General features: G+C 63.8%; 13 protein-coding genes and 3 tRNA genes. 4 read left to right on the top strand and 12 right to left on the bottom strand.

Features of this window, described 5'->3' with window-relative positions; genetic code table 11:
• The 8 genes from ADJ95_RS09415 to glnA form a co-directional block, all read right to left on the bottom strand.
• A partial coding sequence (locus ADJ95_RS09415) for a helix-turn-helix domain-containing protein (RefSeq protein WP_049332684.1) occupies positions 1–242 on the bottom strand: 242 nt, incomplete at its 3' end.
• Positions 243–517: 275 nt separating this feature from the next.
• Positions 518–1879 (bottom strand): hypothetical protein, encoded by a 1362-nt coding sequence (locus tag ADJ95_RS03675; protein WP_049332682.1) that lies wholly within the window; start codon positions 1877–1879, stop codon positions 518–520.
• A gap of 305 nt (positions 1880–2184) precedes the next feature.
• Entirely contained in the window at positions 2185–3180 is a 996-nt protein-coding gene (locus ADJ95_RS03670) for an HNH endonuclease (protein WP_049332680.1), read from the bottom strand.
• Between the two features lie 794 nt (positions 3181–3974).
• A tRNA-Val gene (locus tag ADJ95_RS03665) sits at positions 3975–4046 on the bottom strand.
• Between the two features lie 24 nt (positions 4047–4070).
• Positions 4071–4141: transfer RNA gene (locus ADJ95_RS03660), tRNA-Cys, on the bottom strand.
• 48 nt (positions 4142–4189) lie between these two features.
• A tRNA-Gly gene (locus tag ADJ95_RS03655) sits at positions 4190–4262 on the bottom strand.
• Between the two features lie 401 nt (positions 4263–4663).
• Positions 4664–8011: a bifunctional [glutamine synthetase] adenylyltransferase/[glutamine synthetase]-adenylyl-L-tyrosine phosphorylase gene (locus ADJ95_RS03650; protein WP_192830502.1), complete on the bottom strand. Its 3348-nt coding sequence runs from the start codon at positions 8009–8011 to the stop codon at positions 4664–4666.
• Between the two features lie 169 nt (positions 8012–8180).
• Positions 8181–9521 (bottom strand): type I glutamate--ammonia ligase, encoded by a 1341-nt coding sequence (glnA, locus tag ADJ95_RS03645; protein WP_049332678.1) that lies wholly within the window; start codon positions 9519–9521, stop codon positions 8181–8183.
• Positions 9522–9818: 297 nt separating this feature from the next.
• On the opposite strand from glnA, the gene ADJ95_RS03640 reads away from it, so the two are divergent.
• A complete protein-coding gene (locus ADJ95_RS03640; protein WP_049332676.1) occupies positions 9819–11636 on the top strand; it encodes a hypothetical protein in 1818 nt (605 codons plus the stop codon).
• Between the two features lie 63 nt (positions 11637–11699).
• Positions 11700–12614 (top strand): 3-methyl-2-oxobutanoate hydroxymethyltransferase, encoded by a 915-nt coding sequence (gene panB, locus ADJ95_RS03635; RefSeq protein ID WP_049332675.1) that lies wholly within the window; start codon positions 11700–11702, stop codon positions 12612–12614.
• Between the two features lie 128 nt (positions 12615–12742).
• On the opposite strand, the gene ADJ95_RS03630 is transcribed toward panB, so the two are convergent.
• Positions 12743–12994, bottom strand: coding sequence for a hypothetical protein (locus ADJ95_RS03630; protein WP_080974937.1), 252 nt, complete (start codon positions 12992–12994; stop codon positions 12743–12745).
• Between the two features lie 241 nt (positions 12995–13235).
• Here ADJ95_RS03630 and map point away from each other — a divergent pair, with 241 nt between their 5' ends.
• Complete coding sequence (gene map / locus ADJ95_RS03625) at positions 13236–14147, top strand: type I methionyl aminopeptidase (RefSeq protein ID WP_049332674.1); 912 nt, start codon at positions 13236–13238, stop codon at positions 14145–14147.
• Between the two features lie 99 nt (positions 14148–14246).
• Positions 14247–15098, top strand: coding sequence for a polyphosphate--glucose phosphotransferase (gene ppgK / locus ADJ95_RS03620; RefSeq protein ID WP_049332673.1), 852 nt, complete (start codon positions 14247–14249; stop codon positions 15096–15098).
• A 173-nt stretch (positions 15099–15271) separates the two neighbouring features.
• Here the strand turns inward: ppgK and nrdR are convergent, their stop codons facing one another.
• The 3 genes from nrdR to ADJ95_RS03605 all read right to left on the bottom strand — a co-directional run bounded on the left by nrdR (position 15272) and on the right by ADJ95_RS03605 (position 20623).
• Positions 15272–15727 carry a transcriptional regulator NrdR gene (gene nrdR, locus ADJ95_RS03615; protein ID WP_049332672.1) on the bottom strand — a complete coding sequence of 152 codons (456 nt, stop codon included), beginning with the start codon at positions 15725–15727 and terminating at the stop codon, positions 15272–15274.
• A 207-nt stretch (positions 15728–15934) separates the two neighbouring features.
• Positions 15935–19477 (bottom strand): DNA polymerase III subunit alpha, encoded by a 3543-nt coding sequence (gene dnaE, locus ADJ95_RS03610; protein ID WP_049332671.1) that lies wholly within the window; start codon positions 19475–19477, stop codon positions 15935–15937.
• Between the two features lie 171 nt (positions 19478–19648).
• Positions 19649–20623 (bottom strand): RluA family pseudouridine synthase, encoded by a 975-nt coding sequence (locus ADJ95_RS03605; protein ID WP_049332669.1) that lies wholly within the window; start codon positions 20621–20623, stop codon positions 19649–19651.
• Between the last annotated feature and the right edge of the window lie 41 nt (positions 20624–20664).

Below are 20664 nucleotides of genomic sequence, written 5' to 3'. Positions count from 1 at the left end.
CCATCAACTACAGCCGCCGCTGCGGCGACCTTGGTCTCGTAGTCGTATTTGGTGTGTTTTACTCCCATGGCAAGAAGCCCGCCCTTCCCGATGACGCGGTACATTTTCTGCCACTCTCTCACAGTCGCGGCAGACACACCAAGCTTCCTGGCGGTCAAACGACAGCCAAATCCCTTCTCAAACATTTGCGCTGCTTGCTCCCGGAGCAAACGGTCATGCCTTAGCCCCAGATTTATAGACATGAAAAGCCTCCTGTTTCTTGGACTTTATTTTCGTTGTCCAAGAAACGGGAGGCAGTTCATCACCTCGTGTGGGGGCTCTTTGCTTGCGTTACAGGTGCAGCCGTGTTTTCCGGAAGCGCCCTCAGGGTGTCACACGGACGCTCTCCGCAGCGGAGCAAGGAGAGGGCGGAGCGTCCGGGTGACGGGTGCCCCTGCGTAGGCGCGGAGGAAACATGCGGCGCACCTATACGCGTGTAGGAGCGAGGACGAACACCGCCTCTCAGCGGGAGAAGCGTTTAGGCGGCAGCCTCGCAGAAGGTCACCGTCACCGAACCGTTACCGCGGTCGTGCATCCACTGCGGCGCGTTCTCGGCCGAGGCGATGGCGCCGTCGCTCACCGACGGGGCGAGGTACGAGCCGCCCGCGCCACCGGCGCCGCCCTGCATCGTGTAGCCGATGCCCTGACGCACGCCGGTCGGGCTGTTCAGCCACTTCTGGGTCAGCACAATCGAGGAGACAGACTGTGCCGCGCCGGAACCGCCGCCGCCGTAGCCCGCGCCGCCGCCGCCGGACACCACGGACTGGTAGCCGTTAAAGTTCTGTGCGTACGCGCCCTCGTCGTTGTAGATGTCCAGGTCCCAGCTGCGGTCCTCGTAGGTGCCCTTCTCGTGCACGCTGGCGGGATTCTCATCCAGCTGGTAGGAGTACGCGCCCGCACCGTCGCCGCCGTTGCCAGCGAAGCCGCTCGTGCCCGCGTTGCCGGCGACGAACTGGCTGAACAGCACCTGGCTGTTGGTGGTTTCAAAGCCGATGGTGGGGCCGCTTGCCGGCAGGGTGCCTGCCGCGCCGCCTGCACCGCCCACGCCCGCTGCGCCGCCGAAACCGGAGTTGTAGGTCAGCACCTTGGAGCGTTCAGCCTTGTAGATTTCGTAGCCGGGGGTGCCGTTGGAGCCTGCCGCCGCGGAGGCGCTACCCGCTGCGTCGAACTGCGGAGATGCATCCGAGCCGAGGGCCGCCACGCCGGCATCGATCTGGCCGTCGAGGTTGGAGTACCAGGGGTCCGCGTAGGACACGCCGGAGCTGGTCATGCCCGCGCCGCCACCGCCGCCGGCGACAGCAACCACGGTGCCGTCAATGAGCAGTGCGGAGGAGCCGCCGCCGGATGCGGCGTAGACCTGGCTCTTGGAGTTTGCCGGGTCAGCGTACTTTGCGTCCACCTGCGCGGTGACGCTGGCGGGGATGGTGTAGGCGGGCACGGAGCCGCCGTTGCCGTAGCCTTCGCCGCCGGCCGTGGGGGTGAGCGAACCGTCGCCGATGCCGCCCGCAGCTGCCACGATCTGCACGGTGGATCCGGGGGTAACCGCAACAACGCCGGTGACCTTCGCGCCGGAACCCGCCGGGGTCATGCGGTTGTTGGTACCGCCCGCGCCGCCAACCAGCTCGAAGCGGAGCTTGTAGACGTTGTTGGGGACGGTGAATGTCTTGACGGTCTTGGCGCCCTCGTCGGTGCCAGAGATGCTGTAGGCAGGGCTGGCCGCCAGGGTACAGTCTGCGGCAACGGATGCCGCGTAGGACGGAACGGTTGCCGATGCCGCGACGACCGGTGCCGCCCAGGCTACGCCCGCGACAAGCTTGCGGCGGGTCAGGGATGAAGACATGGTATGCCCTTTAGGATGAGGAAAATATTAGGTGGTGTGCGGCGCGACGGTATCTGAATCCAAGCAAGCATCGAATTGCTTGCTTTGGAAAGAAACTCGGCGCCGTTCAAAAGAATACCCTTAACCTCAGCCTTAACATAAACCCCTAGCTCGAGCACAGTATGGGAGCTCTTGGCTGCCTCGCGCCACCCTCTTCCTGCGCTCCTGCAGGGGAACCCGCCGCACCCGGACGCTCCGCTCTTCCTTGCTTCGCTGCGGAGAGCGCCCGGGCGGGCACCCTGATGTCGCTTTCGGAAGGCGCGGCTTTATGCGAGCCGCAGGTTCCGTCCGCGCACGCAACGCCAGCAGAGGGTCTGCAGGTTCTCGGGCTCATTATTGCCGCCGTTAGACAGCGGAACCTTGTGAACAACCTCCAGGACGAGGATTCGTTCACGCATGATGGAGTTGCCGCATCCGGGGTTTTGGCAGGTGTAGTTGTCGCGTTCTTTGATGCGTTGGCGTAGCTGCGCGGTCATGAGGGTGCGTTCGCCGCCTTCGGGCCATGCCCAGCGTATTTTGCGTTCGAGAGTTTCCGAGAGCGCGTCTAGGGTCGGAGTGTCGAGGGTGACGGTGACGGCACGGTTTTCTTTACCATCTGCTGAGGTGTATTCGAATCGGTAGACGGGGTACGGCACGCTCAGCCCCACGTGGTAGACGTTGAGTTTTTTCCAGAACTCGTCGGCGTACTGCTTGATGATGAACGGGGGCGGGTTGATGTGTGCGATCATGTCGTCTTCGCGGCGTCGCACGTTGTCGACGGCGGTTTCGAGGCGCGCGATATCGTCGGAGAGGCGCTGCACGTCTTTGAGGGTTTGCAGATCGGCTTCGATGTGGAAGTACTTGGTGAGGCTGCCGATGGGATCCCGTTCAGCTTCGAGAACGACCTGTTCAGAGGATTTATAGATGTGCGGGGGACGTTCATCAGTTTTCTTCCGCAGCAGCGTCTGCCAGGTTTTGGGTTGCTGAGCCTCGACGGTGGCGAGGTGACCGTACATACCGTTGGTGGAGGTGCCGAGTTCGTAGATTCCGCGAGTGTAGATGTCGTGCACGTAGCTGGCGATTTCGTTGTATTCACTGGCGAGCGTGGCGGTGCGTTGCCGGTGCATCTGGAATTCGGGGGATGCGAAGTACCGGTTTTTGCGGATGGTTAGGATGATGCCCAGGATGAGCACGATGATGAAGGCGCCGAGGATGACGTACCAGAGGGAGAAGACGAGGCATACGGCGAAGAAGATGCCGAACCCTTTGAGGAAGGATTTCACGGGTGTTCCTTTGCGATACGGCGGTGTATCTGTGAGTGTAGATTTCCTCCATTAGGGTATCGGAGGTAGGGGCGGTGCGCAAAGCTTTTGGTCGTATCGGTGAGCGATTGAAGAGATTCGGCGGCAGACTTACACCTTCCGGAAGCGCCCTCAGGGTGCCCGAAGCGAAGCGAGGGCGGGTTCCCTGCGACGGCGCGGAGGAAGTGTGTAAGATGCACGCCCTACAAATGTAGACCCGGCAGAGCCAGCAGAAGACTGAGAAAGGCGACAGCCCCTCCCCCTTAAGTTCGTTATACCGGTATCGCGCACACAAGCCCTGCCCTTACTGAACCGGGGTCGAGTGTTTTTCCTACGGGGCGGAGGGATGGTGCCCTCCGTCGTGATATCGGGGACACGGAGCGGGGCGAGCGTCACAAAACAGGCTTGGCGGAGCCAGCAAAAGGCTGAGAAGGCGACAGCCCCTCCCCCATAAGTTCGTTATGCCGGTATCGCGCACACAAGCCTAGCCCTTTTACGGAACTGGAGCTGAGTGTTTTACATGCGGGCGGAGGGATGGTGCCCTCCGTCGTAACATCGGGGACACGGAGCGGGGTGAGCGTATTTTCCGGAAGCGCCCTCAGGGTGCCCGAAGCGAAGCGAGGGCGGGTTCCCTGCGACGGCGCGGAGGAAATATACGGAGCACCGCCTCCAGAACAAACACAAGTCAGCTGAGGAGCACCGTCCCTCCGCAAACAAAGAAACTAAAAAGTTAAACACAAAACCCCTTAGCCGTAAAGCTAAGGGGTTTTCCTTTGTGCGCGATACTGGGATCGAACCAGTGACCTCTTCCGTGTCAGGGAAGCGCGCTACCGCTGCGCCAATCGCGCTCACAAAACGGATGTTTTGTTGCGAGGTGAGGACGGGATTCGAACCCGCGTACACGGCTTTGCAGGCCGCTGCCTAACCACTCGACCACCTCACCGCATACGCTCCCCGAGGGGAACGCGTTCGAACTCTTGGAGTCCTTACGAGCGGTTGACGAGACTTGAACTCGCGACATCCACCTTGGCAAGGTGGTGCTCTACCAACTGAGCTACAACCGCATATCAGCGTATTCAATTTGAATCATTCCGTTGGAGTTTTTCGCTCCGTCGTGCTGACAGGTAAATACTATACGGGGTTTTTGAGTGTTTGCCAAATCCTTCGCACAACACCCCGCGTTCCGCGAAATTCCGGGCTAAAACAGGGCATTTTGACTCATTTTCGACGGGGGTCAACAAAATTTATTTTCATGGCGCCAGTCACATTTATGCATTTCGAGGCCGGAGCCGTTCTGCCCTCACCAACACTCGATGCGGAACACTCGCGGAAAATTCTGTCACCTCGAAAGACTTCTGCGGGGCGCGTAAAAGGGGCGAGGAACCAATTTTGATTCCTCGCCCCTCCCATATGAAAACCGCAGCAACGAAAATATCAGGCTGGTTTTTCTAGGATTCGTTCCTTTCTAGGCCTCGTCAAAGAAGAGCCGCTCGTAGACCTTGCGGGCGTTGCGGGTCTGGCGCAGGTAGTCCTCTTCGAGGGCGCGGGCGCTGCCGGCGGGGTATCCGCACCAGCGCGCGATGGCCTCAAGGTCGGCGCGACCCGAGGGCAGGGTGTCGGATTGGCGCACGCCGCGTAGCACGTTGCCGCCGCGAATCTTCGTGGCGAGCAACCATGCGCCGCTGAGCACCTCGGCGTCCTCGGCGGTGACCAGGCCCGCCTCGACCGCCGCATCCAACGCTTTCAGCGTGGAGGTGGTGCGCAGGCCCGGCACCGCGTGCGCGTGCCGCAGCTGCAGCAGCTGCACGAGCCACTCAACGTCCGACAGGCCGCCGCGGCCCAGCTTGAGCTGGCGGGTGCGGTCGGCGCCGTGAGGCATGCGTTCGTTCTCCACGCGCGCCTTCATGCGGCGAATCTGCTGCACCTGCTCGGGCGTGAAGGTTGCCGGGTAGCGGTACGGGTCGATGAGCTCCACGAAGGCCTCGCCGAGCTGTGGGTCGCCGCCGATGGGGCGGGCGCGGGTGAGCGCCTGGAACTCCCAGGTTTCGGCCCAACGCTCGTAGTAGGAGCGGTAGGAGTCCAACGATCGCACGATGGCACCCTGCTTGCCTTCGGGGCGCAGGTCGGCGTCCACTTCGAGGGGGCGTTCGGCGCGAATCGGGGGCTTGACGGGCTGCTTGAGCAGGGCGAGGGTGCGGTTCACGATGCGCGCGGCCTGTTCCTGCGCGGCGTCCTCGTCGACCCCTTCGAGAGGTTCATGTACGAACATGACATCCGCGTCAGAGCCGAAGCCGTTCTCGGCCCCGCCCAGGCGACCCATGCCGATGATGGCGATGCGAGTGAGTAGTTGCTCCCCCGCCGTCTCCCCGGCTTCGGATTCTTCCGCGGTGCTCTGGAGCTCGCGCAGAGCAATCCGCAGCGCCGCGTCAATCGTGCACTCGTCGATGGCGGCCAGGCCGGCGCAGGTGTCCTCGATGTCGACGATGCCCAGCGCCCAGCCCATGGCGGTGCGCAGGGTTTCGCGGCGGCGCAGATAGCGCACGGCGCGCATCGCCTCGGCGGCGTCCTCGTGGCGCGCCAGCAACGAGGAAATCTCGGATTCGAGGGCCTCCTCCCCCAGCGGTTTGAGGTCGTCGACCTTGTCCAGCCAGGCGATGGAGGCGGAGGCATCCTCCAGCAGGTCGGTCATGAGGCGCGAGCTGGAGAGTAGTTGGCTCAGGCGCTCAGCGGCGGCCGGCGAGTCGCGGAGCATGCGCAGGTACCAGCTGGTGCTACCGAGCGACTCGGAAACGATGCGGAATCCGAGCAGGCCGGCGTCCGCGTCCACACCGCGGGCGAACCAGCCCAGCAGCACGGGCATGAGGTGCCGCTGAATATCTGCACTGCGCGAAAGTCCCGTGGTGAGGGCCTTGATGTGGCGCATGGCCCCGCGCGGGTCGCGGTAGCCGAGGGCGGCCAGACGGTCCTGTGCCGCCTGTTCGCTGAGGACCACCTCGTCGCGGCTGAGCGTGGAGACGGCGGCGAGCAGCGGGCGGAAGAAGATTCGCTCGTGGAGCGAACGGACGTTCCGTTTAATTTTCTGCCAGGCCTTGAGCATCTGCTCGGCAGAGAGCGTGCCGTTGCGTTCCGGAGAGAGAATCGAGCGGGCCAGGGCGCGCTGTTCAGCTTCCTTCTCGGGCATCAGGTGGGTGCGGCGCAGCTGCTGCAGCTGGATGCGGTGCTCCAGCACGCGCAGCTTCTTGTAGTCGCGGCTGAACGCCTCGGCGTCGGTGCGGCTGATGTAGCTGACGGCGGTCAGCGCCGCGAGAGAATCCACCGTGGACTTGGTGCGCACAGCGGGGTCGGTGCGGCCGTGCACGAGCTGTAGCAGCTGCACGGTGAACTCGATATCGCGCAGGCCGCCCGGGCCCAGCTTAATCTGGCGGTCCACCTGGTGCGAGGGGATATTGTCGGTCACGCGGGCTCGCATGGCCTGCACGGATTCCACGAAGGATTCACGGGCGGCAGACTCCCAGACGAAGGGGTCAATCGCACGGGTGTAGCGGGCGCCCAGCTGCGCCGAACCGGCGATGGGACGCGCCTTGAGAAGCGCCTGGAACTCCCAGTTTTCCGCCCAGCGTTTGTAGTACTGAACGTAGGATTCGACAGTGCGAACGAGCGGGCCGTCCTTGCCCTCGGGGCGTAGGTTCGCGTCGACCTCCCAGAGGGCGGGCTCGGGCGCGGGGCCCATGATGGCGCGGGTGAGGGCGTGCACGAGTTCCGTACCGATGGTGACGCACTCGTTCTCGGTGAGCTTGAGCGGGGCGCTCTCCCCCTCCGCACCGGTATTGGGCGCGGCGGCAGGTGCAGTACCGGGTTCAACGGGCGCAACCACGTACACCACGTCGACGTCGGAGATGTAGTTCAGCTCGCGGGCACCGCACTTGCCCATGCCGATAATCGCCAGGTCCAGGGCGTCCACAGCCTCACCGCGGCGAGGAGCCGCCAGGCCCGGGCCCAGCCCCTCCGCCACCTCGGTGCGCGCGATGGCGAGCGCACCCTCCAGCGCGGCGGCGGCCAAATCGGCGAGGTGGCGGCCGATGGTCGGCATCATCTCTACCGGGTCTTCGCAGCACACGTCAATCATGGCGATGCGCGCTAGGGCGGCCCGGTAGGCCACGCGCAGGGTCACGTAGCCGTCCTTGCCGGTCTGTTCGGCGGCCGCGCGCGGACGCTCCGCGTGCGGGTCGGCGCCCAGGGCGGTGAGGATATCGTGGCGGTAGGGGGTGTCCAGCGGAGCGATGGGGGTTAGGAATTCCCCGTCGGTCTCCGGCAGAATCGAGGCCGGATGCTGGGAGCGAATCAGAGCGCTCTCGGCCGGGTACACCTGCGTGTCGAAGAGCGGGTCGATGAGCTCGGGGCGGCGGTAGAGGAAATCACCAATCGCCTGGGAGGCGCCGAGTATGCGGTACATGCCGAATTCTTCTTCGCCGCGGTTGGCGCGCTCGGCCACTGCCGGGTGCTTCTCGATGAGGCGTACGAGGGCCGGTAGCGCGGTGTCCGGGGAGGGCGAGAGGCGCAGGCCGCTCAGGAGCGCATCCTGCGAGACCGAGGCCAGCTCGGGGGCGTTGAGCCAGCGTTCGGCTTTGGAGGGGTCGTGGAAGCCCGCGGCAATCATGCGGGTGCGCAGGCGTAGCTGGGCCTTGCGTTCGGCTTCGGCGCGCTGGGCTTCGTCGAGTACCTCGGGGGCGATATCGCTGATGGGTTTGGGTTCCTTGGCCGGGTCGACGATGCGAATCAGCCCGGTGGGCGGGTAGTGTGAGCTGTCAGTCATAGCGTGAGAACTGTGGGTAGAAATCCGTGGGGTGGGGAGTAAAGATTCGGCGGTAAAAATCGGCAGCGAAAAGTGAAGCTGATAGGTGCAGCTGATAGGCCTGCGGGCGGTACCCGCCGGTACGTCACCGGTAGCGGGTACCGCCCTGATCCGTCAGCAGTCACTCAATTTAGAGGATTCCGAGGTTGTACTTGAGCTCGTAGGGGGTCACCTGCGCCTGGTACAGATCCCAGTCGGCACGCTTGTTGCGCAGGAAGTGGTCGAAGACCTGCTCGCCCAGGACCTCCGCCATGAATTCGGATTCCTCGGTGATGTTAATGGCCTCGCGCAGGGATGCGGGCAGCGGGTTGTAGCCCATCGCGCGACGCTCGGCGTTGGTCATCGCGGCGAGGTCCTCGGTCACGGCGGGCATGAGCGGGTACTCGTTTTCGATACCCTTCAGACCGGCAGCCAGGATCACGGCGTAGGCCAGGTAGGGGTTGGAGGCCGAATCGAGACCGCGGTACTCGATGCGGGCGGACTGCATCTTGTTCGGCTTGTACAGGGGCACGCGCACGAGGGCGGAGCGGTTGTTGTGGCCCCAGGAGACGTAGGAGGGTGCCTCGCCGCCGCCCCAGAGGCGCTTGTAAGAGTTGATGAACTGGTTGGTCACCGAGGTGAACTCGGGGGCGTGCTTGAGGATGCCCGCGATAAAGTGGCGCGCGGTCTTGGAGAGCTGGTACTCGGCGCCAGCCTCGAAGAAGGCGTTGGTGTCGCCCTCGAAGAGGGAGAAGTGGGTGTGCATGCCGCTGCCGGCGTACTTGGTGAAGGGCTTGGGCATGAAGGTGGCGTACATGCCCTGCGAGTAGGCGACCTCCTTGACGACGGTGCGGAAGGTCATGACGTTGTCCGCGGTCTGCAGGGCGTCGGCGTGGCGCAGGTCGATTTCGTTCTGGCCGGGGCCGGTTTCGTGGTGGCTGAATTCCACGGAGATGCCGACCTCTTCGAGCATGGTCACGGCCTTGCGGCGGAATTCCTGCACGATGCCGCCGGGGGTGTGGTCGAAGTAGGATTCGTGGTCCACGGGCACGGGGAAGCCGTCGGCGCCGAGCTTGGAGGACTCCAGCAGGTAGAACTCGATTTCGGGCGAGGTGTAGCAGGTGAAGCCCATCTCGGCGGCCTTGTTGAGCACGCGCTTGAGCACACCGCGAGTGTCAGAGGCGCTGACTTCGCCGTCGGGGGTGAGCACATCGCAGAACATGCGGGAGGTGATGTCTTCCTCACCACGCCAGGGCAGAATCTGGAAGGTGGAGGGATCGGGCTGCAGTAGCATGTCGGATTCGTAGACGCGGGAGAAACCCTCGATGGAGGAGCCGTCAAAGCCCAGGCCCTCGTCGAAGGCGCTTTCAACCTCGGCGGGTGCGAGCGCGACGGATTTAAGGGTTCCCACTACGTCGGTGAACCAGAGGCGGATAAAGCGGATGTCGCGTTCTTCGATGGTGCGCAGTACGAATTCCTGTTGGCGGTCCATGGGTGGCCTCTCGCTTGGGGTGCCGGTGCGTCGGGGCGCATCCTTGCGGGGTGCGAGCACCGGGTGTCTGTTCCTTGTCTCTCTAGCCTATCGGGTTCGGCGGCGTAAGGGGCGGGCGCGAGGTTTCGTTTGTGTAAATTCTCGTAGCGGGGCTCTCCAGTCAAGGCCCGGTGCCTCGTGCGCTCCCCTCCCCCGTTCGGCCCGTCTCTTCCGGCTTTCCCCTTCGGGGCTCGTCCGAAATACCGGCAAATGACCGTCCGCGCGGTGCCCCCACGTTCCCCTTGCCATAATGGACGTATGCTACATTCCCTTCCTCTCTCTTCAGTCGCGCAGATTCCGCTGGCGGCCGGCATCGTGGGTGCCGATCCCACCGGTTTAGAGTGGCTGTTGCTGGTCGCGGCACCGATTGTTTTCTTCGTCATCTACCTGGCCTGCCTCATGGTGATTGCCGCGTTTGGCCCGCTGGTCATGAGGAACAACAAGTCTGGCGGCACGACCTACCTGCTGGATCGGCCCTCCCGCATCGCGTTTAAGACTCGTACCGTGGCGCTGTTCGCGCTGATTGGTGCGGCCGTGGAGCTCTATTGGCTCGGTTACACGGGTCGCGTCGGGTCAAGCGCCGTGATCCCCATTGTTCTCTTCACCTGGTCGTGGAAGTTTGCGTTCTTCTTCCTGCCCCTTCAGCTGATTCGCTCCTGCTACGTGCAGGCGACGCGCGGCAAGTACGACGCGCTCTCGGCCGAGGGTGCTCAGCGCCGTGAGAAGCTGAACGGGAAAAGCGCCTACGCGGTGTCGAAAATGATTCAGCGCAACCCGCAGCAATTCGCGATGAACAAGGAGCTGCATACTCAGGCGCGCGCCCAAAAGATTGCGGCGGTGCGTCCTTTCCAGAATCTTGATGAGGCGGGCAAGAAGCGCCGCACGAACTACACGGTGGAGCTGGCGCTGGCTCAGATGCAGCTGCGCCAGATGAACCCCGGCAAGATTCCCTCGGAGGCCTTTGGTGAGAGCATCCTTGGCATCGGCACACCTGCCTATTCGCCGAAGTCGGTGGAGCAGACCTGGCTGACGCTGTGCACGGAGCGAGTGAACGCGGTGGATGCGCCGAGCTACCCAGATTCTCTGTACCCGGTATCGGCCCGTTTCTCGCTGTTTACCACGATGTCGCTGCTGCAGCCGCTGATGGGCCGCCCCTATTCGCCCTTTGCCGCCGAGGACGCCCGCCGTTTTACCCCGCGCGATTTCTCGGCGAATACCGTGCGCCTGAAGGCCGGGGAGCTGGGCCAGAAGGCCCTGGCGCAGAGCGCGATTTTCCGGCAGATTCACGAGCGCCTTCTGCCGCTGCATCAGCAGCAGCCCCAGCTCGTGGATCGCCGTGCTTTGGCCTATTGTGGTGCCCTACTGCTGAGCGTGGCGAGGGCTGAAGCGGAGAGTCAGCGCTTGACGGCCCAGGTGCTGGCGGCGGTGGCCTCGGAGCGAGGCGTGCTGCCCTACGGTCTGTTCTCGCAGGTAGCCGAAGACTACCAGCGTGTTCAGCGCCTACTGAATCTGATGGTGAAGGCTACGGCCGACGTTCAGCGCTTCGTGAATTCCGTGGACGCCCTCGTGCAGCTTTACGCGCAGTCGGTGCGGCCCTCCGGCATGGCCCACGAGAAGGCGCAGATGGAGTACATCGCCGCCCTTCTGGACGTTATTGTCTTCTCCTCGCACGCCCCGCTGGCCGGTTCGATTCAGGCATCTTACGCCCTGCTGAAGGCAGACTATGAGGCATTTACGTTCAACAGTTCGGATGAGCTGAGCCGCAGCTACTGGCTGCAGTACTCGAAGAACGCGGTGAGCGCCTGCGATAAGGGCCTCTCTCAGGGCTACGAGGGGTTCTTCGGTCCGGAGGATGAAGCGTTGAAGGCGTGGGAATCGTACGCCGCGGACGTGGTGCAGGAGGTCTGCAACTACTCGGTCATGCAGGTCTACTGGGATGCCATGGTGCAGCAGGCGCTCCTTCAGCGCGATTTGCCGCGCGAGTTTGAGGAGGCCGCCCTCGCCATTCCGGAGCTTCTGCGCAAGAACACGAATGCATCGTTCCCGACCTACTACATCAACCTCATCTGGAACTAGGCGTGGTTCCTGCACGGTGAGCGGTGCGCTAGGTTGAGGCCGCACAGGGTTAGAATAGTCAGCATGACTACTGAGCGTTCTTCCGAGATCTCTTCGCCCTACGCGGCACAGCCCGCCGCTACCTCCGCATCCGCCCCTGCTGCTTCCGGCGCGCAGAAACCTTTTGACCTCGATACCGTCAAGAAGGTGCGCACCGTGCACCTGGCGCAGGCGAAGGCGGCCGGGCAGAAATTCTCCATGCTGACCTGCTATGACGCTCTGACGGCCCAGGTCTTTGACCGTGCCGGCATCGACATGCTGCTGGTGGGTGATTCCGCGGCGAACGTGGTGCTCGGTTACGAATCGACCCTGACCATTACCCTGGACGAAATGATTCCGCTGGTCGCAGCGGTTTCTCGCGGTGCCTCCCGCGCCATGGTGGTCGCAGACCTGCCGTTCGGTTCCTACGAGCAGTCGCCGCAGCAGGCGGTGGCGAGCGCGGTTCGCCTCATGAAGGAGGGCGGCGCGCACGCGGTCAAGATTGAGGCGGATGCCTCGATGACCGAGTGGATTCGCGCCCTGGTGCGCACCGGTATTCCGGTGGTGGCTCACGTCGGTTTCACCCCGCAGTCGGAGCACGCCCTGGGCGGCTTCCGCGTGCAGGGTCGCGGCGAGGCCGCCGAGCGCGTCCTTGCGGATGCCGTTGCCCTGGCTGAGGCCGGCGCGTTCTGCGTGCTCATGGAAATGGTGACCGCGGAGGTTGCGCGCCGTGTGGATGAGGCCGTGGGCGCGGTGCCGACCATCGGTATTGGTGCGTCGAACGTGACGACCGGTCAGGTGCTGGTCTGGCAGGACATGATGGGCCTGCGCGAGGGCCGCGTGCCGCGCTTCGTGAAGCAGTTCGCGCAGATCGGCAAGGTCATGGAGGACGCCGCCCGCGCCTACCGCGATCAGGTGCGTTCGGGCGAGTTCCCGGCGGCCGAGCACACCTTTGAGTAGGCTTGAGGTTTAGAAAGCTTTAGAAGAAAGACCCCCGTACCCGGTGTTTCCGGGTTCGGGGGTCTTCTGCTAGGTGCAAGCGCCCGGGACGTTCAAGAACCCGAGCGTTTGAGGGGTGGAGCTGCGTTTTAGAGCAGGCCGCCGTCCTTGTCCCACGCCTCGTTGCGTTCGCGGGCGCGGTCCATGGCGTGTGCCGCCTCCTCGTAGGTTTTAAAGGGGCCCCAGAGGGAGGTCACGGCGCTCTGCTGGCCGCGCTCAACCTCACCGGTGGCGAGGTTGTACCAGTACTCTTCGCCCCGGGGGCTGGTAGCTTCGGTGGCGGCGTTCAGGGTCTTTTCGACTGCCGATTCGATGGCTTCGCCCAGGTGGTTCTTGCTCATGGTGCTCCTTCGACGGTATTGAGTCAGTATGTCTAGCATCTCACACGCGTACGCGTGTAGCAACGAAGCAGGGGCGGCCTCACGCACCGTGCTTCCGTGGCCTCTCCTTAGTTCCCTGTCCCGGCGCCGGCAGCCGTGAAATTTTATTCACAATCTGGGAAAAAGGTACGGGTTTCGGTTCGCCCGATTTTCCGCGTCCCCGCACCGGACAGATACCCCCTAAGCCCGGTAAGATGAAGCTATGTCTTCAACCAAAAAGAATACTTCGCACAACCTGCCCGCCGAACCCGGTCACGCACCCGTCGGTTGCCTGACCCCCGGACGCGTCAGCCCGATGCGCCCGGTCCCCTCGCACATTGTTCGCCCCGAGTACGTGGGTAAGCCCACCGCCAACGAGGGTAACGACTCGAACATGTACACCCCCGAGGAAGTTGAGCGGGTCCGCGCCGCCGGCAAGATTGCCGCCGGCGCCATCGTTGAAGCATCCAAGATTTGCGTGCCCGGCACCACCACCGACGAGATTGACGTGCTGGTCCACGAGTACATCTGCGATCACGGCGCCTACCCCTCGACCGTGGATTACCGCGGCTACCCCAAGTCCGTGTGCACCTCCCTGAACGAGGTCATCTGCCACGGTATTCCGGACACCACGGTGTTGGAGGACGGCGATATCCTCAACCTGGATGTGACCGCGTACCTGGACGGCATGCACGGCGATACCAACAAGACCCTGCTCATCGGCAACGTGGACGAGGAGTCCCGACTGCTGGTCGAGCGCACCGAGGAGGCTCTCAACCGCGCGATTAAGGCTGTGAAGCCCGGCCGCCAGGTGAACGTCATCGGCCGCGTCATCGAGAAGTACGCCGCCCGCTTCGGTTACGGTGTTGTCCGCGACTACACCGGTCACGGCGTGGGTCGTGAGTTCCACTCGGGCCTCATCATCCCCCACTACGATGCGGCCCCCGCCTACGACACCGAGATTCGCGAGGGCATGATTTTCACGATCGAGCCCATGCTCACCCTCGGCACCATCCAGTGGGATCTGTGGGATGACGACTGGACCGTCGTCACCCGCGACCGCAAGCGCACCGCCCAGTTTGAGCACACCCTCGTGGTGACCGCCGACGGCGCGGATATCCTGACCCTCCCCTAGGTCAGCCCAGTTCTTTCGGCGAACGCGCCGAATCGATTCATTATCACTCGTTATCACAGACACGTGCCTCCGCGAGCGCGGAGGACAGAAAGGGAAATCATGGCTAACTACGCCGAGCCCGGCGTCATCACCGAGCTGCCCGCCCCCACCCCCAAGGACCTGCAGATTGGTGTGGACATTGGAGGCACCGGCATTAAGGGCGGCATCGTTGACCTGCGCACCGGCGACCTCGTGTCCGACCGCTTCCGCATCGACACCCCCAAGCCCGCAACCCCCGAGGCTGTGGCTGAGGTCGTACGCCGCGTAGTCGATGAGCTGCAGAGCCGCGACCTGGCACCGGATCCCGAGTCGGCCGTCGGCATCGACTTCCCCGCAGTGGTGAAGAACGGCATGGTTTTCTCCGCAGCGAACGTGGACGACTCCTGGATTAACACCGACCTGGAGCAGGTCATGAGCGAGGCGCTGGGCGGCCGCACCGTCTACGGCCTCAACGACGCTGACGCAGCCGGTCTGGCTGAGGCAACCTACGGTCAGGGCCGTAACCGTGACGGCCTGATCGCTGTCATCACCCTGGGTACCGGCATCGGCTCCGCCCTCATCAACGACGGCGTGCTGATCCCCAACACCGAGCTGGGTCACCTGGAGATTGACGGCCACAACGCCGAGTCTCAGGCTTCTGCCCGCGCCCGCGAGGTGCACGAACTGTCCTGGAAGAAGTACGGCAAGCGCCTGTACCGCTACTTCGAGCACGTTCAGATGCTCTTCTCCCCCGACCTGTTCATCATTGGCGGCGGCATCTCCAAGAACCCGGAGAAGTTCATGCCCTACTTTGAGGATCAGATTCGTACCCCCATGGTCATGGCTGCCCTGCGTAACAACGCGGGTATTGTGGGTGCCGCGCTGTGGGCCGGCGGTATGCTGCCCGAGCGTAAGCGCCGCGGCGAGGCGTAAGGTCTCCTCAACCCACCCGCGGCCGCGTCAGCGCCGCGGCGAAGCATAAGAGTTTGCTTCCTGCCATCCGCCTCGGATAGCGCTTCACATACGTACAGAAGGGGCCGCCTTCCGAATCATTCGGAAGGCGGCCCCTTCTGTTGCGTCTCTTGAAGTCTCGGCGCTACTCTGCGCTACGGGTTAATGCGGTCCTCACGCAGACGGGCAATTGCCTCTTCAAAGTCCTCAAGGTTCTCGAAGGCCTGGTACACGCTCGCGAAACGCAGGTAGGCGACCGCGTCCAGCTTCGACAGCGGCTCCAGAATGGTCAGGCCCACCTCGTGAGCGTTAATTTCCGCCAGGCCGCGGGCACGAATCAGCTCCTCGACCTCCTGGGCCAGCTTGGCGAGGTCGTCCTCCCCCACGGGGCGGCCCTGGCAGGCCTTGCGCACGCCGGCGGCAATCTTGGAGCGGTCGAAGGGCTCGGTCACGCCCGAACGCTTAATCACCGAAATGGTGGTGGTTTCGACCGTGGTAAAGCGGCGAGCGCAGGAGGTGCACTGACGGCGACGGCGAATGGCGGCGCCGTCATCGGTGGTGCGGGAGTCGACAACGCGCGAATCGGTGTGCTTGCAATAGGGGCAGTACATGCGTTTCTCCTTGGCTGGGCGCTCGGTGTGGCGCCCGTATATACAGCGCTCAAGAATATTTATACCCATTCTAACGCGATAGACGGCGGTTGAGCCGAATAGTGACGTTGAATATACGCAAATATACGCTCAGGGTGGACTCCAACGTTTAAGAACGTTCGGAATCCGCCCTGAGCGTTGCCCGCCCCTCGCGGAGGTCTTCTTCTTTTAGCGACGAATACAGCTCGGGCCGAAAATCGTCTTGATTTCGCCGAAGAGGCTCGGGTTCGGCTCCACGCGCACGCTCGAATCCAGAAGCACCAGCTGTTCCTTATCGCGGGTACGGATGAGCATGCGCACGTCCGCAGTACCCTTGTGGTCGCGCAGGGTCTCCTTCAGCTCGCGCAGCTTCGCCTCGGTCACCAGGTACTCGGGCACCGCAATCGTGATGGGTGCGGCGCGGCCGTCATCGCTGATTTCCAGGATCTGCAGTTCCTGGGCGCTCATGTTCACGCTGCCGTCGTCGCGGCGCTGCACGCGGCCACGAATCGAGCAGATGAGGTCGTCCGCCAGGGCGGCCCCCATCGTCTCGTAGGCGCGGGAGAAGAACATGACCGTGATGGTCGCGCCCGAGGGGTCCTCCAGCTCCACCGAGGCGTACTGGTTACCGCTGGACTTGGCGATGCGGCGCGAAACGCCGGTCAGCATGCCGGCAATCGTGACGGTTTCGCCGTCGCGCACGTGCGAGTCCTCGCTGATGATGTCGTGCACCGAGTGCGAGGCGGCATCCGAGAGGGCGCGCTCCAGGCCGCGCAGCGGGTGGTCCGAAACGTACAGGCCCAGCATATCGCGTTCGAAGTTCAGCTTCTCGCGGCGGTCCCATTCGGGCACGTCCGGGATGGTCACGGTCAGCTCGTCGCCCAGGGCGTCGTCCATGCCGAGGGAGCCGAAGAGGTCGAACTGGCCCGCCGCCTCCTTACGCTTGACGGCCACGGCCGCATCCACCGCCGCCTCGTGGATGAGGGACAGCGAGCGGCGGGTGTGGCCCAGGTCGTCGAAGGCACCCGCCTTGATGAGCGATTCGATGGTGCGCTTGTTGCACACCTGTAGCGGCACCTTCTTCAGGAAGTCGTTGAAGGACTCGTAGCGGCCCTTCTCCTCGCGGGCGGCGACCATGCCCTCGACCACGTTCGCGCCCACGTTGCGGATTGCGCCCATGCCGAAGCGGATATCCTCACCCACGGGGGTGAAGGTCAGGGCGGATTCGTTGACGTCCGGGGCGAGCACGGTGATGCCCATGGCGCGGCACTCGTTCAGGTACAGCGCGAGCTTGTCCTTGTTATCGCCCACGCTGGTCAGCAGCGCGGCCATGTACTCCTGCGGGTAGTGCGCCTTCAGGTAGGCCGTCCAGTAAGACACCAGGCCGTATGCGGCGGTGTGCGCCTTGTTGAACGCGTAGTCCGAGAAGGGCAGCAGAATATCCCAGAGGGCCTTCACGGCGCCCTCGGAGTAGCCGTTAGAAATCATGCCGTCGTGGAAGGTGGCGTACTGCTTATCCAGCTCCGCCTTCTTCTTCTTACCCATCGCACGGCGCAGCAGGTCTGCCTCACCGAGCGTGTAGTTCGCGACCTTCTGGGCAATCGCCATCACCTGCTCCTGATACACGATCAGGCCGTAGGTGGTGTCGAGGATGTCCTTGAGCGGCTCGGCCAGCTCGGGGTGAATCGGCTCGATCTCTTGCTTGCCGTTCTTACGCAGCGCGTAGTTGGTGTGCGAGTTCGCACCCATCGGGCCGGGTCGGTAGAGCGCGAGCACTGCCGAAATGTGCTCGAATTCCTCGGGCTCCATGAGCTTGAGCAGCGCGCGCATGGGGCCGCCGTCGAGCTGGAACACGCCGAGGGTGTCGCCTCGGGCCAGCAGACGGTAGGATTCCGGATCGTCCAGCGAGAGGGACTCCAGCTCCAGGTCGATGCCTCGGTTGTTCTTAATGTTCTCGATGGCATCGGAAATAATCGTCAGGTTACGCAGACCCAGGAAGTCCATCTTGATCAGGCCCAGGCCCTCGCAGGTGGGGTAATCGAACTGGGTGATGACCTGGCCGTCAGCCTCGCGGCGCATCACGGGAATCACGTCCACCAGGTTCTTGCTGGACATAATCACGCCCGCGGCGTGCACGCCCCACTGACGCTTCAGGCCCTCCAAGCCCTTCGCGGTTTCGAACACCTGGCCGTAAACCTTATCGACCGGATCCTCGATGAGGGCGCGTAGGTCGGCGGCCTCGGCGTAGCGCTTATCCTCTTCGTTGTACACGTTCGCCAGGGCGATGTTCTTACCCATGACGTCCGGCGGCATCGCCTTGGTCAGGCGCTCGCCCACCGAGTACGGCTGGTCCATCACGCGGGAGGCGTCCTTGAGCGCCTGCTTCGCCTTAATGGTGCCGAAGGTGACGATCTGCGCGACCTTGTCCTCGCCGTATTTATCGGTCACGTAGTCGATGACCTCGCCGCGGCGACGATCGTCGAAGTCCACATCGAAGTCGGGCATGGAGACGCGGTCGGGGTTAAGGAATCGCTCGAAAATCAGGTCGTGGTCGAGCGGGTTCAGCTCGGTGATGCGCATCGCGTACGCCACCATCGAGCCCGCACCCGAACCACGGCCAGGGCCCACGCGAATACCGTTGCGCTTGGCCCAGTTGATGAAGTCCGCCACGACCAGGAAGTAGCCGGGGAAGCCCATGGAGGTAATGACCCCCACCTCGTACTCGGCCTGCTTGCGCACCCTATCGGGAATACCCTGCGGGAATCGGTAGTGCAGGCCCTTCTCGACCTCCTTCACGAACCAGGATTCCTCGTTCTCGCCCTCGGGCACGGGGAAGTTCGGCATGTAGTTTGCCTTGGTGTTGAACTCCACGTTGCAGCGCTCGGCAATTTCGAGGGTGTTCTCGCAGGCGCCGGGAATGTCACCAAAAATGGAGTACATTTCCTCGGGCGAGCGCAGGTAGAAGTTATCCGCGTCGAACTTGAAGCGCTTGGGGTCGGTCAGGGTCGATCCGGACTGCACGCACAGCAGCGCCGCGTGGGCGGTGTGGTCTTCCTGCCGGGTGTAGTGCAGGTCGTTGGTGGCCACGTAAGGCAGGTTCAGCTGCTTGGCCAGGCGGTGCAAATCCTCCTGCACGTTGCGTTCAATGTCGAGGCCGTGGTCCATGACCTCGCAGTAGAAGTTGTCCTTGCCGAAGATATCGCGGAAGTCGCTGGCGGCCTGCAGCGCCTCATCGAACTGGCCCAGGCGCAGGCGGGTCTGAATCTCGCCGGAGGGGCAGCCGGTGGTTGCAATCAGTCCCTTCGAGTAGGTCTGCAGCACCTCGCGGTCCATGCGCGGCTTGTACAGCTGCCCCTCGAGCGAGGCGAGGGAGGAGGCACGGAACAGATTGTGCATGCCCTCGGTGGTTTCAGCCCACATGGTCATGTGGGTGTAGGCGCCACCGCCGGACACGTCATCGCGCGAGCCATCGCCCCAGCGCACGCGGGAGCGGTCGGTGCGGTGCGTGCCGGGGGTCAGGTACGCCTCCACGCCGATGATGGGCTTAATGTCGTGGGCCTTGGCCTGGCGCCAGAAGTCGAAGGCGCCGAAGAGGAAGCCGTGGTCGCTGGTGGCCATGGAACTCATGCCCAGCTCCTTGGCGTAGCTGAAGAGGTCGCCCAGGCGCGCGGCACCGTCCAGCATGGAGTACTCGGTGTGTACGTGCAGGTGCGCAAAGTCTTTGGTTGCCACGGATATCTCCTGAAGGTGTAGGGGGTGTTCCGGCCGATTCGTTTGACGGTCGGCGGGGCGGGGCGGTCCCGGGGTAAGCCGTGCGGCCCCGGGGTGAGCCGTGCGGCCCCGGGGTGAGCCGTGCGGTACCGGGGCCCGGACGGCTCTCTGACTGAGCTAGGTATGCGGTACCTACCCGAGCTGCACGCGGCCCTCGCGCAGGGCGTCAAGCGCGTAGGCCAAATCCAGCGGGTACTCGCTGGTGAAGCTCACACGCTCACCGGTGGCAGGGTGGTCGAAGCTGAGACGGTGGGCGTGCAACCACTGGCGGGTCAGGCCCAGCTCGGCGCTGAAGCGCGGGTCGGCACCGTAGGTCAGGTCGCCGCAGCAGGGGTGACGCATCGCCGAGAAGTGCACGCGAATCTGGTGGGTTCGTCCGGTCTCCAGGTGCACCTCCACGAGGGAGGCCGGGCCGAAGGCCTCGATGACGTCGTAGTGGGTGATGGAGTTACGGCCGCCCTCAACCACCGCGAACTTCCATTCGTTGCCGGGGTGACGGCCAATCGGCGCGTCAATCGTGCCGCGCAGCGGATCGGGCAGGCCCTGCACCAGCGTGTGGTAAATCTTGTCGACCGTACGTTCCTTGAAGGCGCGCTTGAGCTCGGTGTAGGCGCGCTCGCTGCGGGCCACGACCATCAGGCCGCTCGTGCCCACGTCCAGGCGGTGCACGATGCCCTGGCGTTCGGCCGCGCCAGAGGTGGCCACGGAGACGCCCTCCCCCATCAGCGCGGAAATCACGGTGGGGCCGTGCCAGCCGGGTGAGGGGTGCGCCGCCACGCCGGCGGGCTTATCCACCACGACGATATCGTCGTCCAGGTACACGATGCCGAAGCCGTCCACCTTCTCGGGGCGGATGTCCGCCAGATCGCGCGGCGCGGGGGCGTCCACGACGACCAAATCTCCGGCGGAGAGCTTGTAGGATTTGCCGACCTTCACGGCACGCCCACCGTTGGTGATGCTCACGTGCCCGTCGCGAATCCACCCGGAGGTGCGGGTGCGGGGCGCATCGAGGGCTCCGGCGAGGGCAGCGTCCAGGCGCATGCCGGCCAGGGCGTCCTCAACGGTGAATTCGGCGCTGATGCGCTCCGCGGTGGTTTCCTCGCTCATGATTCTCTCCTCGCGCTGCGGTCTGTGCTGTGGTCTATGCT

The sequence above is a fragment of the Rothia mucilaginosa genome (assembly GCF_001061665.1).
GTDB lineage: Bacteria > Actinomycetota > Actinomycetes > Actinomycetales > Micrococcaceae > Rothia > Rothia mucilaginosa_A.
Note: the sequence above shows the minus strand (reverse complement) of the source record. Positions and strands in the feature narration are given on the sequence as shown.